Below are 16,890 nucleotides of genomic sequence, written 5' to 3' on the forward strand. Positions count from 1 at the left end.
CGCACCGTCGAAGTCGGCGACCGACGGTCAGCTGACGCGCCGGCAGACGTCGGCGAGTCGCTCTGCCGACCGTTCCCAGGAGTAGCGCTCGGCGGTGGCCAGTCCGCGGTCGCGCAGATGGTCGCGCAGGTCCGGCGAGGTCGTCACCTCGACGAGGGCGTCGGCGAGTTCGTCGACGTCGCCGGGCGTGGCGAGGAGTGCCGTCTCGCGGTCGGTCGCGTACTCGGTGACGCCGTCGATGGCCGTGGTCACGACCGGCGTGCCACAGGCCATCGCCTCGACGTTCACCATGCAGAAGCTGTCGTAGTGCGTGGGGCTGCAGACGACGTCCGCGGCGCGGTAGTAGCGGGGCATGGCCTCGTGGGGGACCGACCCCAGGACGGTGACGGAGTCCCTGACGCCGCGCTCGGCGGCGTGCGACTCGACGCGCTCGCCGTCGCCGCGACCGACGAGACAGAGGTGGTGGTCCGCCGGGAGCCGGGTGACGGCGTCCACCAGGTCGAGAACCCCTTTCTCCTCCGTGAACCGGCCGGCGAACAGGACGACGGTCTCGTCGCGGTCGAACGCGGGTTCGACGTCGGGCCGGAACGTCTCCAGGTCGATGCCGGGGTAGACCACACCGTCGACCTCGCGGTCGAAGTGGTGCTCCAGCCGTTCGGCGGTGTGTCGCGAGTTCGCGACGACGCCGTCCCCGTTCGAGAACCGGTTCCAGAGCTTCGCTCCGGCCCCTACCTGCGCAACACCGTGAAAGACTGTGACGACGGGGACGTCGACGACGTTCGAGAGCAGGATATCGTCGAGGTAGTTGTGGGTGACCACGACGTCGAGGGTGTCGGAGAGGTGACGGAGGGTGCCGTCCTGTCGGGCCGCGACGAGCGTCGGCAGTCGCCGCTGCAGGACCTTCGCGGTCCCGAGCCCCGCACGGGAGAAATATTCCAGTAATCGTTCGGTTCGCTCGCCGAGACCGTTACGGTCTATCTGAACGACCTCCGCCCCCGCGCGCTGGACCGCCCGCGTCGCGGCCTCCGATTCCGTGTAGAGGTACGGGGAATGGGCCCCTGAGAGCGCCCGCACCGTCTCCCGGATGTACGTCACGATACCGCTGGTGTGTACCGACCCGGCCGTCGGATAGTACATTCCGATGGCGAGCTGGTCGGTATCCTGAACTTTATCGGCTACTCCGCGATTGTCGACGGCGGCGTTCTCGGGTTGTTCATGCTTAACCTCCGACCGACGTAACGTCTCCTCTGGGGTGCCGCTCATTGCTGGAATCGTTCGTGTGTCTCCGTTCAGCCATTTTGTAATGAGCCGACAACGGCGACGCAGGGACCGTGTACTCGCGGGTAATCGGCTGCTGACGCGGAACGAACCACGCATCCGTCGGCCCGTGACGGTCTCCGGGACGGCCGATGGAATCACCGCTGGAGCGGTCGGCGCTGCAGAAAAATCCGGAGCAGACCTCGTGCGAGGACCGAACCTAGAAGTACCGGGCCAGGATTCTGCTGAGCCGCGACAGGGAGATGCAGTAGCTCGATCCGTCGCCGGTCTCGAAACACCACGTCTCCTCCGAAGCGGACTTCTGCTTCGACTTCGTGTCGGTCGTCTCCGCGTTGGACAGGCCGTCGGAGTCGGACGTCGCGTCGCCGTCCGAGGTGGTCGATTCGCCGTCGGTCGAGGAGTCGTCGCTGGTGGTGGCGGACCCGCCGGTGCTGCCGGCCGAGCTCGCGCCCTTCGCCGCCTCCTCGGCGGTCATCGGGACGCCCTCGGGCGGGGTGACGTCGGGGTCGTTCCCCACGTTCGTGGTGTCGACGTTCCCGATGAGCTCGCCATCGACCTGGGAGTTCTTGACCTCGAAGGTCGTCTTCGCGGCGACCAGCGCCGAGGTGGCGCCGTTCGTGTTGCCGTCCGTGCACTTGATGTCGACGTTGTCGAACGTGACGACGTCGCTCTCGGTGCCGTAGCCGTCGTAGACGCCGCGGGCGTTGACGCAGCCGCACGTCGACACCGTCGGGGCGTTACCCGTGTTGTGGACGACAGTATTCTTGACCGTGGTGCCGCCGGAGGCGATGCGGAGGCTAGAGACGTTGTTGTCGTGGAGGTAACACGAATCGAACGCGAGCGTCCCGTGGCCGCCGTTGCTTCGGGCCATCCCGGCCGCGTAGATGCCGTTGTCCGACCAGCCGGCGATGTGCGTCCGGACGAGGTCGATGTGGCCGGAGTGGTTGGCACCGACGCCGATGCCGCCCTTGCGGGTGCCGCCCACGACGCCGTTGCCGACGTAGACGTTCTCGATGCGGCCCTCGCCAGACGCGGCGATGTGGTTCGGGTAGCCCCCGGAGGCGCCGTGGTCCATCTCGCCCTTGAAGCCGACGTTGCGGATGGTCCAGCCGGTGCCGCTGGCGACGATGCGCGCGTCCGCGTCGGACGCCGTACAGTCGATGAGGAGGTTCTCCAGCGTCTCGCCGGAGCCGACCCGGAACACCTTGCGACCGCCGGACGGGACCGTGATGGTCCGGTAGTCCTTCGCGCCTGCGACGCCGCTGGCCATCCCTGCGCCGGCCAGGGTGGCGCCAGTCGCGCCGAGGAGTTTCATGTACGAACGGCGTTGGAGAGCGGTGCCGTCGTTACTATTCTCGCGTGCGTCACTGCAACCATCGCGTGCCATGCGATGGTCAATGCTTAGAGTGCAATTAATAAACTTCCGGTATCGGCTTCAATGCTTCAGGAATCGTTTAATAATATCTCGCTAGAGAGTAACCGGAGCGGTAATCCGTGGCTCGGTAAACGACGGGATACCGGAAATCAACGGACGGACGACGGCCGTGTCCGGTCCCAGCACGGCTCGCTCACGCCAGGGGCCCAGAGAGCCGAGAGCCCGGACGGCGAGGCGGTCGCTGCGATTCCGCGGCGGAGGACCAGCGACCGGTGTCCGGCAGCGGTCAGACCGTCGTCGAGTTCGTCCCGTGGACCAGGTAGGTGTTCATCCCGCCGCCGGACTGCACCCTGTCGGCTCCGGGGTGGCTGTTCAGCGACCGGAATCCCTCCGAGGGGAACCGGAGCCCCTCGAGGACCGCCGTCTCACGCAGCCGCGAGGAGTTCGTTATCGGGAGGAGTCGCTCGGACCCGTAGTAGCTTTGCATCCGTTCGGCGGTGAAGTTCTCCCCGACGAGCGGCGTGGTGGCGTAGATGCTCCGCCCGAGGTACGACCGCGGGTCCTCCTCGCGAACGCCGTAGAGACCGTCCGCGTACCGTTCGCCCGGGGCGCGCAGTCCGGTGACGGTGACGTCGCCGCGATGTTCGAAGGCGTGCTCGTAGCCCGTCATGTGGCCCTCGGTGACGTGCGAGTTCGACTTCAGGATGTACGGAGAGTTATAGAACGAGACGCCCGAGAGCACCATGGCGGCCACGAAGAAGACGCCGATCGCCACCGACAGCACCCTTCTGCCGCCGAACCGGGTCTCGGCGAGCGCCACGAAGCGTGCGATGCCGAGTGTGGCGACGACGGTGATGAGGACCATCATGAATCCGAGCTGGCGGAAGTGGTACTCGCCGTAGCTCGTCGCGAGGTAGACGGCGAACACCGCCGACAGCGGGAGCATCGCCACGGCGGCGTACGTCGCGAACGCGTTCACGGGGCGGTCGCGGATGACGTTGAACACGCCCGCGCTCATCAGCAGGGCGGCGATGACGCAGAACACCAGGGTCACGAGGAAGATCTTCACGAAGATTATCTCGATGCTGGTGCCGAGCTGGGACAGCCCGCCCGCTCGCTGCTTGATCGTCCCGCCGACGGGTGACGGTCCGAACAGGAGCTCCCTCGCCAGGTACTGCATCGACCCGCTGGCGCGGTCGTGCGTCGGAATCCACACGAGCAACAGCAGGCCGAGTAGACCGGTGTGTTCGAGCAGCGAGCGATGGTCGACGATGAGACCGTCCGACCGCACCAGACGCGTGAGCCAGCGGACGAAGACGAAGGCCGAGAGCAGGAGGAACACGTTCGTCGCCTGCTGTGGGTGGACGAGCACAGCGCCGACCAGCGACAGCGCGAACAGTACGGCGTAGGAGGTGCCGGTGAACGGGAGGCGGGTGTCGGACGGAACGCCCATGTACTTCACCGCGAGGTACAGCGGGAACGGCAGGAAGAGCGCGGCCTGTGTGGCCGGATGGGGCTGGTTGAAGAGGCTGATGCCGTTGATAGGCAACAGCAGCAGCGCCGCGAAGGTGGCTATCGCCGTCGTCAGGCCGTCGGCGTCGATTGCCCGCACGCACAGCGGCACGAACACCAGGAACAGCGCCACGAAGGCCAGCACGGTGACCAGCATCGTCCGGTTGAGCGGGAACCCGGTGGCGTCGTGCAGGAACACGCTCGTCGTGTGGAGGGCCGGGTAGAGCAGCGTGAACGCCTCCTTCTGCCCGGCCGCTATCTCGCGGGCCCAGCCCAGGTGGGTCAGGGCGTCGCCCGCGCCGAAGTAGTGGTAGCCGCGGACGACGGGCAACCCGGCGAACCCGAGCGTCGCGAGGCCAGCCAGGAAGAGCGCGACGGTCCGGAGTCGCCCGTCGGCCGAGAAACCCAGCCAGATGCCGACGAGCATCGCGATCGCCGCACCGACCCAGTACGTCAGCGGCGTGGCGGCGTATATCGACAGTTCGTACGCCTCGGCCGGTGAGCGATACGCGACGACGGTCGCGACGGCGAGCGCGAGATAGCCCGCGACGAGCGCGGCCTTGCCTCGCTGTCGCTTCGACTCGAGCAACGTCATTGACGATTCCGTTCGGTGATACCCCGACACCACCCTTTGTTATGCAGTGGCTGAAGCCGCGGATTCGACGGCCGTGTCGCCGCCGGAAGAAAGGCGTCGACGAGCGCGCGCAGGTCGGCGACCTCCCGGTCGAGGCCGTACTCCTCGCCGTCGCCGCAGTCGCCGCGCCCCCTGCGGTCGGGGGACGACGTGCGTGAATCGTCCCCCTGGTGCGGGCGGATGGCGTCCCACGTCCTGCGCGTGGTCGACCCGCCGTGGAGGAGGACCATCGGCGGTCCCGACCCGACTCGTTCGTCCGCGAACCCCGTGCCATCTTCCGAGACAACTGTCTGCATGCCTCATTCATTTCCCGGGTGCACGGGGCGGCCGTGCTCTCGCTGGTGAGGGCGTTTTTAAGCGGCGGGCGGAACCGCCGCGTTCCGGAACGGCGTCCCGCCACGGCGGTTTCGAGCGCGACGCGGATGGGACCTTCGCGTCAAAGCGCCAGCCTCACTCGCTCTGTGCCGGGATGTATCGCTGGACGACGGGGAGGTCGAGGCCCGTGGCCTGTTCGACGAAGTCGACGATGGTCACGTCCTCGGGCTGCAGACCGCCGGCCGCCCAGACGACGACCAGCCCGAGCAGCCCGGTGACGACGAGGACGGCCGGCAGCGTCAGCAGCGTGAGCGTCAGCACGTCCGAACCGAAGAGTCCGACCGGGAGCAGTGCGACCGGGAGCGCGACGTAGGTCACGACCGTGGGCCGCGACAGCGGCGTGATGCCGCTGATACGCCAGAGCGCCGTGCTGAGCGAGAGGTTCCGGATGACGTACGCGCTCGTCGACGCGACCGCCGCGCCGACGAACCCGTAGCCGGGGATGAGGACGATGTTGAAGACGAAGTTGAGCGCGATGGTGACCGAGTCCGCGAGCAGTATCAGCTTCGTGTGCCCCAGCGCGGAGAGCGTCGCGCGGTTCCGGCCGAGCGCGGCGCTCGTGAAGAATCCGACCGCGAGGATGGCGAGCGCCGTGCCGCCTGCCGCGTACTCCGCGCCGAAGAACATCGAGACGATGTCGCCGGGGAACGCGACGAACACCAGGAACGCCGGGAACGTGATGACGTATCCCCACTTCGTGGTGAGCTGGTAGAGCTCGTTCACCTCCTCGCGCTCGCCGTCGGCGTCGAGCCGCGACGTCATCGGGAGATAGAGATAGCCGAACGAGGAGACGACCAGCAGGAGGCTGTTCGCGAGCGGGTAGGCGGCGTTGTACAGTCCGACCTGGTCCGACGGTCGGAAGTACGCGAGCATGAGCGTGTCCATGCGCGTCAGCAGCACGCCGATGAGCATCGTCAGCACGAGCGGCGCGGAGAAGGCGAGCAGCTCGCGGGCGTGGAACCGGACCGGCCCGAGGAGGCTGAACTCACGGGCGACGAGCGCGTACACCACGAGGCTCGTCGCGAGCGCGGCGAAGAGGTAGGCGTACCCCACGGCGACGATGCTCCACCCGCTCCACAGCAGGACGCCCAGGCACGCGACGCGCAGCACCGGATGGAGGATGTCCTTCGTGTAGAGCTTGTGCCGCGTGTTCTCCTGCCCGCGGAGGGCGCTCACCCCGACCGTGAGCACGGCGGTGGCCGGGATCGCGACGATGAACATCCGCAGGAGTTCGTACGAGGAGCCCCCGTCGAACAGGTAGGTGGTGACGAAGTCGACGTTCGCGAAGAAGACGAGCGAGAGCCCGATGCTCGTGGCGACGGCCATAGCGAGTCCGAGGACGACGACGCCCCGGACGTCGCGGTCGTCGTCGAACCGCGAGAGGAATCGCGGAATCCCGTGGTTCATCCCGACGAGCGAGACCGAACTCCCGAGGGTCAGCACCGCCAGACCGATGGTCACCTCGCCGTACACCGCCGGCGAGAACGCGTGCGCGACGACGACCCGCTCGACGAGGCGCCCCACGGACGAGAAGGCGACGCCGACGATTATCAGGACCGAGCTCGACAGCAGTTCGATGAGGTTCCGGTTACTCGCACCCATACGCGGTTACTCGTTCCCACACCCCGACCCCCGGCGGGTCGTCACGGTGGTTAGCTCGCGACAACTCGTGCAGTGTCGTCTCCCGTCTCGCATTTGCGATGGTCCAGACCGACGACATGCTTTGTTATGATTCCTGTACCGCCCCGTAGGCGGCCCCAAAGACGCGCTGGGGACTGTCGACTGAGCGGTACGAGCCACTGACCCACCTCGACCACGCCGCCGACCGGGTCGGGGGGACGAGAGCCCGTCGCACGCTCGTCGACGGGCACCGCGTCGAGTGCTGCGGCGAGACCGCTCCGGCGAGCGCCCTTCCCTGTCGGCGACGACTGCCACAATCAGTGCCTGAAACGGCGGGCGCGCTGCGAGAGCGTCGCTCACGTCGACCGGAGGCGTCTTCGCGGGCAGGCCAGGGAACGACAGCCAGGTGATTCAGTACGACGAGGAGTCCGGGGACCGCGGCGCTCGTCGCCCGCCGGTTCGGTCGCCGGACCGACCACTCCGGTGTAGTCGCGGCGTTAGAATCTCTCTAGCGGTACGAGAGCGAGGCGAGCAACCGTCGGAGCGCCGGATACGGGCGCGACGGTGGACCGTCGGGCGTCCCGACGGAGAGAGGCCGTCGAAGTTCCGGGAGAGGGCGACGCTGGACGGAGGGACGACGAAGTCGCCGAAAGGACGACCCCGGTCCCGAGGGCGACGGGCTCGACTGCTGGTGCTGTGGAGCGTGTCGCCGGCGAAGGGGGGAATGCTGGGTTAGAGCGCGTGAGCAGAGGGGGCGACAGCGAACGAGCAGTGAGTCACCCTCTGTCGAGTTCCTCCGCTCACACTACTGTTCCACAGGTGACCCCTTTGTTAATTGGTTACTAAGCACAGTCACTGAAACGATTCCGACAGGTAACCGAGACGGCAAGAACTGGATGGCCCACCCTGGTCGTCACTCCTCCCCGGCGTCGCCCGTCCGGTCGCGCAGTTCCGTCCGGCGTATCTTCCCGGTGACCGTCTTGGGGAGTTCGTCGACGAACTCCACCTCGCGGGGGTACTCGTGGGCGGCGAGTTCCGACTTCACGTGGTCCTTGACGTCCGCCTCGAGGTCGGCCGACGGCTCGTATCCCTCAGAGAGGACGAGGTACGCCTTCACTACGTTGCCACGCTCCGGGTGGGGTTTCGGAACGACGGCCGCCTCCGCGACGGCCTCGTGTTCCCCGAGCGAACTCTCGACCTCGAAGGGACCGATGCGGTAGCCGGAGCTGAGGATGACGTCGTCGGCGCGACCCTCGAACCAGAAGTAGCCGTCCTCGTCGACGTACCCGAGGTCGCCCGAGAGGTACCAGTCGCCGACGAAGCACTCCTCGGTCTTCGCCGGTTGCTCCCAGTACCCCGCGAAGAAGCAGGGGTAGTCGCCGCGCTGAGCGATCTCGCCCGTCTCGCCGGGCGGGAGGCGCTCGCCGGTGTCGGGGTCGACGACCGCGGCCTCGATGCCGGGGAGCGGCTTGCCCATGCTCCCCGGGCGGACGTCCATCGCCGGGTAGTTGTTGACGATCATGTTGCCCGTCTCGGTCTGGCCGTAGGTGTCGTGGATGGTGACGTCGAGCGTCTCCTCGCCCCACTCGACGACCCCCGCGCTCAGCGGCTCGCCGATGGAGAGCGCGTGCCGCAGGTCCAGCGAGACGTCGTCGAGGAGTTCGTCGTGCTCGCGGAGCATCCGGTACGCCGTCGGGACGCTGAAGAGGACGGAGATGGGGTACTCGTCGAGCAGGTCGGCCCACGTCTCCGGGTCGAACTCGCCCTCGTAGACGAACTGGCTGGTTCCCCAGAACCACGCGCCCAGGGTGTTGATGGCGCCCGTCAGCCAGCCCAGGTCGCCCGTGCTCCAGTAGATGTCCCCCGGCTGGAGGTCGACGGCGTACCGCTGGGTCGCCGCGACGCCGCCGAGCCAGCGTTGCTCGTGCAGGACGCCCTTAGCGGGCCCCGTCGTGCCGCTGGTGTAGTAGAGGAGGGCGTCGTCGTCGCCGCTCGTCTCGGCCACCTCGAACTCGCGGCTGGCGTCGGCCATCGCGGCGTGGTAGCTGACGTCGCCGCGCCGGATACCGGTGCCGTCGTCGCTGACGACGACGACGTGGTCGACGGACGGGACGTCCTCGAGCGCCCGGGCGACGGTGTCGCGGTTGTCGGCGGTGGTGACGACCACCTTCGCGTCGCAGTCGTCGAGTCGGTAGGCGATGCCGTCGGGACCGAACCGCTCGTTGATGCTCCCCCAGACCGCGCCGGTCTTCAGCGTCCCGACCAGGGCGACGTAGTGTTCGGGAACCCGCGGCATGTAGGAGAAGACCCTGTCGCCGGCGTCGACGAGTTCCGAGAGCACGTTCGCGAACCGGTTCGAACGCTCGGCGAGTTCCCAGAAGCTCACCGTCTCGCGCTCGCCGTCGGTTCCCGCCCAGTAGAGGGCGACCCGCCCGCGGTCGTCGGCGTATCGGTCGACCGTCTCGTGGGCGACGTTCAACCGTTCCGGGGCGTCCCAGTCAGCCTCGTCGAAGACGTCGCTCCAGTCGAACGACTCCCGTAACGCGTCGTAGTCGTCCAGGTTGTGCTGCGTCATCACGTGTCGTGGCAACCGACGGGCGCTTAATTCTTTCTCCCCTCTGCTCGCCAACATGATATAAAGTGAGTGGTGAAACGACCCAAGTGGGTGGTGGAACGACCGGGCGAGGAGACGACCAGCAGAGACGACCGGCGACGAATCGCGGCGTGACGATGACTAAAATGGGGATTTCACCCTGACAAAGAGCTATTGTCCGCGGACAGAGACTCCAGCACACGCGTGAGTCGACTGTTTCCCCGCCGGACTCCCGTCGAGCCGGACCCCGACCGCGAGTCGACGATACTCGAACTCGACGACGAGAGCGCCGACGAGGTGTTCGACGTCCTGTCCGCGCGGACGACGCGCCGGGTGCTGTCGTCGCTGTACGAGGAACCGGCGACGGCGTCGGACCTCGCCGAACGACTCGACACGTCCATCCAGAACGTGCAGTACCACCTCGGGAAACTCGAGGACGTCGACCTCGTCGGCGAGAGCGGAACGTGGTACTCCGAACGCGGCAACGAGATGACGGTGTACGCGCCGACGAAGGAGTCGCTCGTGCTCGTCGCCGGGGACGACACGGCGACCCCCTCGCTCGTGAAGGCCCTCGAACGGCTCTTCGGGGCGATATCGCTCGTCGCCGTCACCAGCCTGCTCGTTCGCCTCGTCTCCGGGTGGGCCACGACCGACCGCGAGGGCGGCGGCACCAGCGGCGAGGAGGCGTACGTCACCACCGACGCGACCAAGTCGACGACGACCGTCCACCAGCAGCCCTCCCTGGTCGAACGGGCGTTCGACCTCCTGGGACAGCCCAGCGTCCAACTGTTCTTGGTCGGAACGCTCGCCGCCCTCGTCCTGTTCGCGCTCTGGTACCGCCTCCGGTACGTCCCGCTCCGGGACGACTACGGGGGACGTGAGCGCTGTGGAGGGGTCCGATGACGGCGCAAGGTGCCCGACCCCGACAGGTGCTTCCACGCCGACGATGCACGGATGGGTTGGCGGGAGCAGTCCCGCTGGCAGTGCCTCGCAGACGACCGCGCCCCGACCGGCCCGCCAGCCCACCGGGACCGCCGCCGGGAGCGACAGCCACGGTTACCGTGCCGTTACCATAACCAGACAAACAGGTATCTCAGGTTGAATAATCGGTCGTGCGGGGAACCGTCCCCGGTTTCCGGTGCTTCCAACCACAGTCGGTATCGTCAGAGACGAGCGTAAGAGAGCGGTTGCTGACTGTGAACTTCGGAGAGGTGGTTCCTAAGTCAGCAATCGCCCCGTGAATATTTCATCATCCCGAGCAATCAATACTATCATTTCGTTCGGCGTATTCATGTGCGGACGCGATGCCAGCAATTGGTCTCACAGGGGTCACCATGCAGTTCGGTGACGTCACCGCCCTCCGCGATCTCGACCTCACGGTCCAGGAAGGGGAAATATTCGGCTTCCTCGGTCCGAACGGGGCCGGAAAGTCCACGACGATAAACGTCCTGCTCGATTTCATCCAACCGACGAGCGGGAAAGCGACCGTCCTCGGTCACGACTCCCACGAGGAGTCGCACGCTATCCGCCAGCGGATCGGCGTGCTCCCGGACGGTTTCCAGGTCTACGACCGACTGACCGGACTCCAGCACGTCGAGTTCGCCATCGACTCGAAAGAATCGAACGACGACCCGATGGCGGTACTCGACCGCGTCGGCATCCCCGAGGCCGCCGACCGGAAAGCCGGGGAGTACTCGAAGGGGATGGCCCAACGACTCGCCCTCGGGATGGCACTGGTCGGCGACCCGGACCTCATCATCCTCGACGAACCGTCGACGGGCCTCGATCCTAACGGTGCCCGCGAGATGCGGGAGATAATCATGGAGGAGAACCAGCGGGGCGCGACCGTCTTCTTCTCCAGCCACATCCTCGAACAGGTGGAAGCCGTCTGCGACCGCGTCGGCATCCTCAACGAGGGTCAGCTCGTCGCCGAGGACTCCATCCGTGGGCTCCGCCGGTCGATGGACACCGAGACGGTGCTCACTGTTTCCGTTCCGGAGGTGACGTCGGAAGCGATCCGGGCCGTCAGGCGCTGTGACGACGTCTCGAAGGTCTCCGGACAGGACGGCACCATCTCCGTCACGGTCGGCGAGGGCTCGAAGACGACCGTCCTCAGTGCCCTGGAGGAAACGGACGTCGAAGTCCTGGATTTCGCCACCGAGGAGTCGTCGCTCGAGGACCTGTTCGCCGCCTACACCGAGAGCGAGGAGGTCCCGGCATGAGCTGGATTACGGTCGCGAAGAAGGATTTCCAGGACGCCGCCCGTTCCCGGCGATTGCTCGCCCTCGTCGCCGTGTTCGTCCTCTTCGTCGCCGGGGCGTCGTACTTCTTCATCAAGCTGACGAACGCGATCGACCAGCAGGGAGCGGAGCAGCTCGGTGTCCTCCTCGCTCTCTCGACGCCGGTCGGGACCTTCTTCCCGCTCATCGGTATCCTGACGGGATACAGGTCGGTCATCGGCGAGCGCGAGTCCGGCAGCCTGAAGCTGCTGCTGTCGCTGCCGCACACCCGGACGGACGTCGTGGTCGGGAAGTTCGTCGGCCGGACTGCCGTCGTCTCGTTGGCCGCCATCGTCGGCTTCCTCGTCGGCGGCGGCGTCATCCTCACACTCGGCGCACCGCTCCCGGCCGTCGACTACCTCGCCTTCGTACTGCTCGCGCTCGTGCTCGGTGCAGCGTTCGTCAGCGTCGGCGTCGGTCTGTCCGCCGGATTCAGCTCGGAGAACATCGTCGTCATCGGAGGGTTCGGGTTGGTCATCCTCTTCACGATGCTGTGGAACGTCCTCACGTTCGCGCTGGCGCTCGTCCTCCGGAACTTCGGGATAGGGTCGGAGTCGTTCCGGGACGGCACGGTCTCGTTCATCAGCGCGTTGAACCCCCAGCAGGCGTTCAACCTCGCCTTCTCGACCGTCGCCTCCGTGGACCCGAACGGGGCCGTGGACGGGGTCTGGCAACAGGGCTGGTTCGGATTTCTGGTGCTGGGTCTCTGGATCGTGCTCCCGCTGGCGTTCGGTCGCTGGCGGTTCAGCCGGGCCCAGCTCGCCTGACGACTGCGAGGTCACCGGTGGCGAGTACATCGGTCCCGGCGGACGCATGAAAACGCGGGGGAGCCCCGAATTTCAACGCTCCAGCGACGCGTCCCGCGACGCCGACGCGACCGGGCGTCTGTGGGAGGTCCCAACGGACCAGACCGGAATCGACGACGGGTTCGACGGACACGGCAGGGACGACACGGTCCGGCAGCGACCGGACGAGCCCAGTCGGAAACCGTCGCCCTGAAGCCCACATTCGAGGGTCACTTACCGTTCGACCGTGGCGTCGTACCGTCGAGCGACGACCTCGATCCACCCGAGTTTCAGCGCCGTCGAGAGCGCGAGCGCGACGACGGCCCGGGCGGGCGTGCGTTCGTAGGCGGCGTACAGAGCGTACGCGAACGCCGGGACGTTCAGCGCGTTGAGCACGTTCGGCCAGCCGAGGCCGACCGTGCCGCGTCCCTCGCCGAGCCACCAGCGTTCGGCACGCACCGCGCGGGTCATCCAGCTGTCGACGTCCTCGTCCGGCGGCGGGAACGCGACCGGGTTGACGACCGCCGCCAGCACGGCGACGGCGACCAGCCGCCAGTCGCGGCGATACAGCGCCAGCACGAGCAGCGGACCGACGAGCGTGCGCGACCAACCGCTCTTCGGATTGGAGTGGCGGGCCCAGAACACGTCCCTCGGCCTCTCGCGGCGGGAGTGCTCGTCCATACCCGACAGACGGCGGCCACGAGCAAAAAACCGGCACCCGTCGGTCACCAGCACAGGGTCGTCCGCGTCCATCGTGGTGCGTTCGTGCCGGTAGCTGTTTAGATTTTAAAATGTTTGCTGTAGCTACCAGACAGCCGATAGATACGAAAGTAGACACGGAAGCAAAGTTATAAAACCATGCTGTTATGACGATTCAGAGTGTCCGTTATTTAGTACGCGAATCCACGGACACACCGAGAAACATGAAAGACACACTCAACGAGCGCCTCGACGAACGAGGCCAGGTCGGTATCGGGACGCTCATCGTGTTCATCGCGATGGTGCTGGTCGCCGCGATCGCGGCGGGCGTGCTCATCAACACGGCGGGTTTCCTGCAGACGAAAGCTGAACAGACGGGGGAGGACAGTACGGCACAGGTCTCCAATCGCGTGGCGGTCGTCTCCGGCTCCGGGAACGTCGACGGAAACACGGTCGACCGCGTGAACCTGACGGTGATGCGCGGCTCCGGCGCCGACGACATCAATCTCTCTGCGGCCACCATCGAGTGGATCGGTCCGGACACGGCGACGACGCTGACGAAGAGCGACACGGCCGACAGCGGTAACTTCAGCGTGTCGGCGATCCGGGACACGGACGACTCACAGCCGGTCCTGAACAGCCAGGACGACCGGTTCGTCATCACGATGAACGCGACCCAGATTTCCAGTCCGCTCGACGAGGGCGACGAGGTCCAGCTGAAGATCACCACGCAGTACGGCTCGACGACGATCTATCGCGTGACCGTTCCGCGGTCGCTCTCCCAGAAGAACGCCGTCACGGTCTGACGACCGACACCCCTCTTCTCGACGGTGCGTACAGAAGCTGCGCCATCCCGATCTCCGGCGGTCGATTGCCGGAAATGATATCATCAGCTGCTGACGATAGGAAACAACACCACCGTTCACGCAACGAGTAGTAAGATATTAATGTAGTATCGCAGAAATATTGGCGTGATGTCGTCAGACGGGGCCACCGAAACGGGGAGCGAGCGAGAACGTCTCGCGGCACTGTACCGGCACCACCACGACCACGAGCCCGCCGACAGTGTCGAGGGCCCGTCCATCGACTTCTACGTCGACGGGAATCGTCTCGATCTCCAGTTCGCCGGTGGCACCTACGTCTACCGGACCGACGCCATCGAGGGACAGGCGCGGTTCGTGGAGTTCTGCAAGTGGCAGGACGCGCTGACGCTGTCGGCCGACGAGGAGGGAGTGGTCAGGGCCCGGGACCCCGAGTGGTCACCGAAGAGCGCGCTCCAGCACACGGCCGCCATCCTGTACACCGTGTTCGAACGCGGCCTGCCGGACCTCTCCCACGCCGTCGAGGTGTCCTGCCCCGACCACGGGACGGTCGCGTGGGACGAGGTCGACGGGAACGTGGGCGAGTCGTAAGAGACGGCGGACGTAGTGTGGTCTGCACGCGATCAGGCGGTCAGGTCCGACCCGAGGAGGCGACTCAGGTACTGCATCTTGATGGGGTCGTACTCGGTCAGGTCGTACCGGTTGCCGTTGTTCCGGTCGCTGTAGATGCCGATGACCCCGATGCGCGCGAGGAGGGACAGGACGTTCCCCAGCATCTGCGTCGTGATGGCGGGGTCGTCGAGCTCGGCTGCGATCTGCGTCGTGGACGGGTAGTTACGTCGGCACGCCTCGATGCCGTCCCTGACGTCCGAGAGATGACTGTCGAGAAGCCCGTACTGCGCCGGTCGTTGTTCCCGAAGCGTTCGAAGTTCGGTACGAATCTGGGCTTCCATGAGTGTAGTCATGAACCAGTCCTTCCCCTACTTTTATCTTCTGCCGATTACCATAAAGTAGAAATCACCTGAAGGGCGCTGTCACGTGACACGACCACAGTTCTCGTTCCCGGGGTCACAGGGAGTGGGTCGTCCGCCATCCAGCGCGTCCCGTCCCGAGTGACTACCCCTTCCGGGGCGTTCGAGACGGAAGCGACCCGAGCGAACTGTTTTCTCCTCGGCCGCCGCCGACCCGAGCGAACTGTTTTCTCCTCGGCCGCCGCAGTACTCCCCGTGCAGGTGACCGTGTACGGACCGCTCCGGAGCGCGACGGGTGCCAAGCGGGTCCCGGTGGCGTTCGACGGCGGCACCGTCAGCGACGCCCTCGCTGCGTTCGTCGACGCGTACCCGCGGGCCCGACAGCACCTCTACTCAGACGACGGTTCGCTCCGCCCCAGCGTCCGCCTCTCCGTCGACGGTCAGCGCGTCGACGTGGAGACGAAGTGCCCGCCGGACGCCGATCTGACGGTGGTCCCGGCGGTCCAGGGCGGAGCAACGTAGCCGGAGTTACACTCGAGGTCGGGGGTCTCCGCCGGAGAGCGGTACCCTCGCTGGAGTACCGCTTCGGGTGGAAACGCAGCGGGTTCAGAGGTCGTACTGCGTCCGGACGAGGTCGGCCAGTCCGCGTTCCTCCAGGCGGTCCATCGGAGCGAGCATGGTGAGCTGGACGACGCCGGGGAGCCGGCCGATCTCGACCCCGCCGGTGAAGGTACAGCGCGCGCGGACCTCGCCCTCGGTCATGTCGAGGAGCGAGCCCGCGCGGTCGAAGGCGTTCTCCGTCGCGTCGTTGACGGTCGCGCCGGTCCCGACGACCTGGAGCGGTCCGAGTTCGTCGACGGCGTCGACGCCGTACTCGTCGGCGAGCTGACGGCCGCGCTCGCGTTCCTCGTCAGTGTGGGGCTTCGCGATGTGGGGAAGGTCCGCTTCGTTGGGGAACAGAAGCGGTCCGTCGATGTCGAGACCCTCGATCACCTCGACCTGGAGCTCGGCGTGACCGCTCACGTCGGTGGTGTGCAGCGAAAGTTCGCCGTCGCCCTGGTTCGCGTGCATGTCGCCGACGTACACGCCGCCGCCATCGACCTTGACGGGACAGACGAGGACCGCTCCTTCGCGCACTGCGTTGACGTCCATGTGACCGTCGGTGCGCTTTTCGAGGTCGGCCTCGTCGTCGAGCCCCCAGTCGTGGTCGGCGCCGATCAGGAACTGGCCGAAGTCGCCGGCGTTGTGCGAGTCCGGCATCTCCACCGGCGGCGTCGTGCCGACGTTCCCGATGAACGGCCGGAGGTGCGCCAGGGTTCCCGGCATCTCCGACGGTTCGTAGAGCAGGATGGGGTGCTGACGCGAGTTTGGCGGCAGCGCCATCGCATCCGCCGCCCGCTCGGCGAGGTCGTTGGCACCCTCCTCGCCGACCGTCAGGCCGACGGTCCGGTCGTCGTCGAAGACCGCCGTGTAGCCGTACTCGAAGCCGAACGAGGAGGCGTTCGCGCCACACTCCGCGCAACGGATCGCGTCCTCGCCCGTGCCCTCGACGACGCTGTCCGGCCACTCCGCGCCACACTCCGGACACCGGTGATCGACGAACGGGTCGTCCCCGAACGCGTCCTCGCGCTCGGACATGCTCCCGGTGCTCGTCGCGACGCTCGTCACCTCGATGTCCCGTATCTTCAGCGCGATGGCGTCGCCGACCTCGGCGTTCTCGACGCGGATGGGCCGCGTGACCTCGTGGCCGCCGCGGAACTCCGGCGTTATCATCGGTCCCCAGCACGCCGGCGGCGTGTGCGTCCTGATCGTTCCGCCGTCGGCGACGGTCCCGGCCCACTCCTGGTCCGGCCCCACCAGCCCGAGCGTGTACTGGTCGACCGTCAGTTCCTGTTGTACTTCTTTCTGCGCCATGGTTCCGTCCGAACGTACGCCCGAGAACATCTTA

15 protein-coding genes are annotated in these 16,890 nt (G+C 66.7%); 6 read left to right on the plus strand and 9 right to left on the minus strand.

All coding sequences use genetic code 11. The features are described from left to right. Positions 1 to 27: 27 nt before the first annotated feature. From NKT36_RS17955 to NKT36_RS17980, 6 genes are all read right to left on the minus strand, one after another. Entirely contained in the window at positions 28 to 1,137 is a 1,110-nt protein-coding gene (locus NKT36_RS17955) for a glycosyltransferase family 4 protein (RefSeq protein WP_327054116.1), read from the minus strand. A 340-nt stretch (positions 1,138 to 1,477) separates the two neighbouring features. Next, a complete protein-coding gene (locus NKT36_RS17960; protein WP_327054117.1) occupies positions 1,478 to 2,593 on the minus strand; it encodes a hypothetical protein in 1,116 nt (371 codons plus the stop codon). 346 nt (positions 2,594 to 2,939) lie between these two features. Next, on the minus strand, positions 2,940 to 4,760 hold the full coding sequence (locus NKT36_RS17965) for a hypothetical protein (RefSeq protein ID WP_327054118.1): 1,821 nt from the start codon (positions 4,758 to 4,760) through the stop codon (positions 2,940 to 2,942). Then, the gene (locus NKT36_RS17970) at positions 4,757 to 5,095 is read right to left on the minus strand and encodes an alpha/beta fold hydrolase (RefSeq protein WP_327054119.1); all 339 of its coding nucleotides are present in this window, start codon (positions 5,093 to 5,095) and stop codon (positions 4,757 to 4,759) included. Before NKT36_RS17970 ends, NKT36_RS17965 begins: the two co-directional genes overlap by 4 nt. 154 nt (positions 5,096 to 5,249) lie before the next feature. Beyond that, entirely contained in the window at positions 5,250 to 6,776 is a 1,527-nt protein-coding gene (locus tag NKT36_RS17975) for a flippase (RefSeq protein WP_327054120.1), read from the minus strand. 931 nt (positions 6,777 to 7,707) lie between these two features. Beyond that, a complete protein-coding gene (locus NKT36_RS17980; protein WP_327054121.1) occupies positions 7,708 to 9,369 on the minus strand; it encodes an acyl-CoA synthetase in 1,662 nt (553 codons plus the stop codon). A gap of 222 nt (positions 9,370 to 9,591) precedes the next feature. On the opposite strand from NKT36_RS17980, the gene NKT36_RS17985 reads away from it, so the two are divergent. The 3 genes from NKT36_RS17985 to NKT36_RS17995 all read left to right on the plus strand — a co-directional run bounded on the left by NKT36_RS17985 (position 9,592) and on the right by NKT36_RS17995 (position 12,433). Further along, positions 9,592 to 10,290 carry an ArsR/SmtB family transcription factor gene (locus NKT36_RS17985; protein WP_327054122.1) on the plus strand — a complete coding sequence of 233 codons (699 nt, stop codon included), beginning with the start codon at positions 9,592 to 9,594 and terminating at the stop codon, positions 10,288 to 10,290. A 401-nt stretch (positions 10,291 to 10,691) separates the two neighbouring features. Beyond that, positions 10,692 to 11,609 (plus strand): ABC transporter ATP-binding protein, encoded by a 918-nt coding sequence (locus NKT36_RS17990; RefSeq protein ID WP_327054123.1) that lies wholly within the window; start codon positions 10,692 to 10,694, stop codon positions 11,607 to 11,609. Then, entirely contained in the window at positions 11,606 to 12,433 is an 828-nt protein-coding gene (locus tag NKT36_RS17995; protein ID WP_327054124.1) for an ABC transporter permease subunit, read from the plus strand. The genes NKT36_RS17990 and NKT36_RS17995 overlap by 4 nt, the downstream gene beginning before the upstream one ends. Before the next feature lie 252 nt (positions 12,434 to 12,685). On the opposite strand, the gene NKT36_RS18000 is transcribed toward NKT36_RS17995, so the two are convergent. After that, entirely contained in the window at positions 12,686 to 13,132 is a 447-nt protein-coding gene (locus NKT36_RS18000) for a DUF6653 family protein (RefSeq protein WP_327054125.1), read from the minus strand. A 242-nt stretch (positions 13,133 to 13,374) separates the two neighbouring features. Between NKT36_RS18000 and NKT36_RS18005 the strand changes: the two genes are divergently transcribed. Further along, positions 13,375 to 13,956, plus strand: a complete 582-nt coding sequence (locus NKT36_RS18005) for an archaellin/type IV pilin N-terminal domain-containing protein (protein WP_327054126.1) — start codon at positions 13,375 to 13,377, stop codon at positions 13,954 to 13,956. A gap of 168 nt (positions 13,957 to 14,124) precedes the next feature. Then, entirely contained in the window at positions 14,125 to 14,562 is a 438-nt protein-coding gene (locus tag NKT36_RS18010) for a hypothetical protein (RefSeq protein WP_327054127.1), read from the plus strand. A 32-nt stretch (positions 14,563 to 14,594) separates the two neighbouring features. Here NKT36_RS18010 and NKT36_RS18015 read toward each other — a convergent pair whose 3' ends face one another. After that, the gene (locus NKT36_RS18015; protein ID WP_327054128.1) at positions 14,595 to 14,936 is read right to left on the minus strand and encodes a hypothetical protein; all 342 of its coding nucleotides are present in this window, start codon (positions 14,934 to 14,936) and stop codon (positions 14,595 to 14,597) included. Positions 14,937 to 15,197: 261 nt separating this feature from the next. Here NKT36_RS18015 and NKT36_RS18020 point away from each other — a divergent pair, with 261 nt between their 5' ends. Continuing rightward, positions 15,198 to 15,464, plus strand: a complete 267-nt coding sequence (locus NKT36_RS18020) for a ubiquitin-like small modifier protein 1 (protein ID WP_327054129.1) — start codon at positions 15,198 to 15,200, stop codon at positions 15,462 to 15,464. Between the two features lie 84 nt (positions 15,465 to 15,548). Here NKT36_RS18020 and NKT36_RS18025 read toward each other — a convergent pair whose 3' ends face one another. Continuing rightward, positions 15,549 to 16,856 (minus strand): acetamidase/formamidase family protein, encoded by a 1,308-nt coding sequence (locus NKT36_RS18025; protein WP_327054130.1) that lies wholly within the window; start codon positions 16,854 to 16,856, stop codon positions 15,549 to 15,551. Positions 16,857 to 16,890: the final 34 nt, after the last annotated feature.

It is taken from the genome of Halomicrococcus gelatinilyticus (assembly GCA_024227995.1).
In the GTDB taxonomy this organism is placed as follows: Archaea; Halobacteriota; Halobacteria; order Halobacteriales; family Haladaptataceae; genus Halomicrococcus; species Halomicrococcus gelatinilyticus.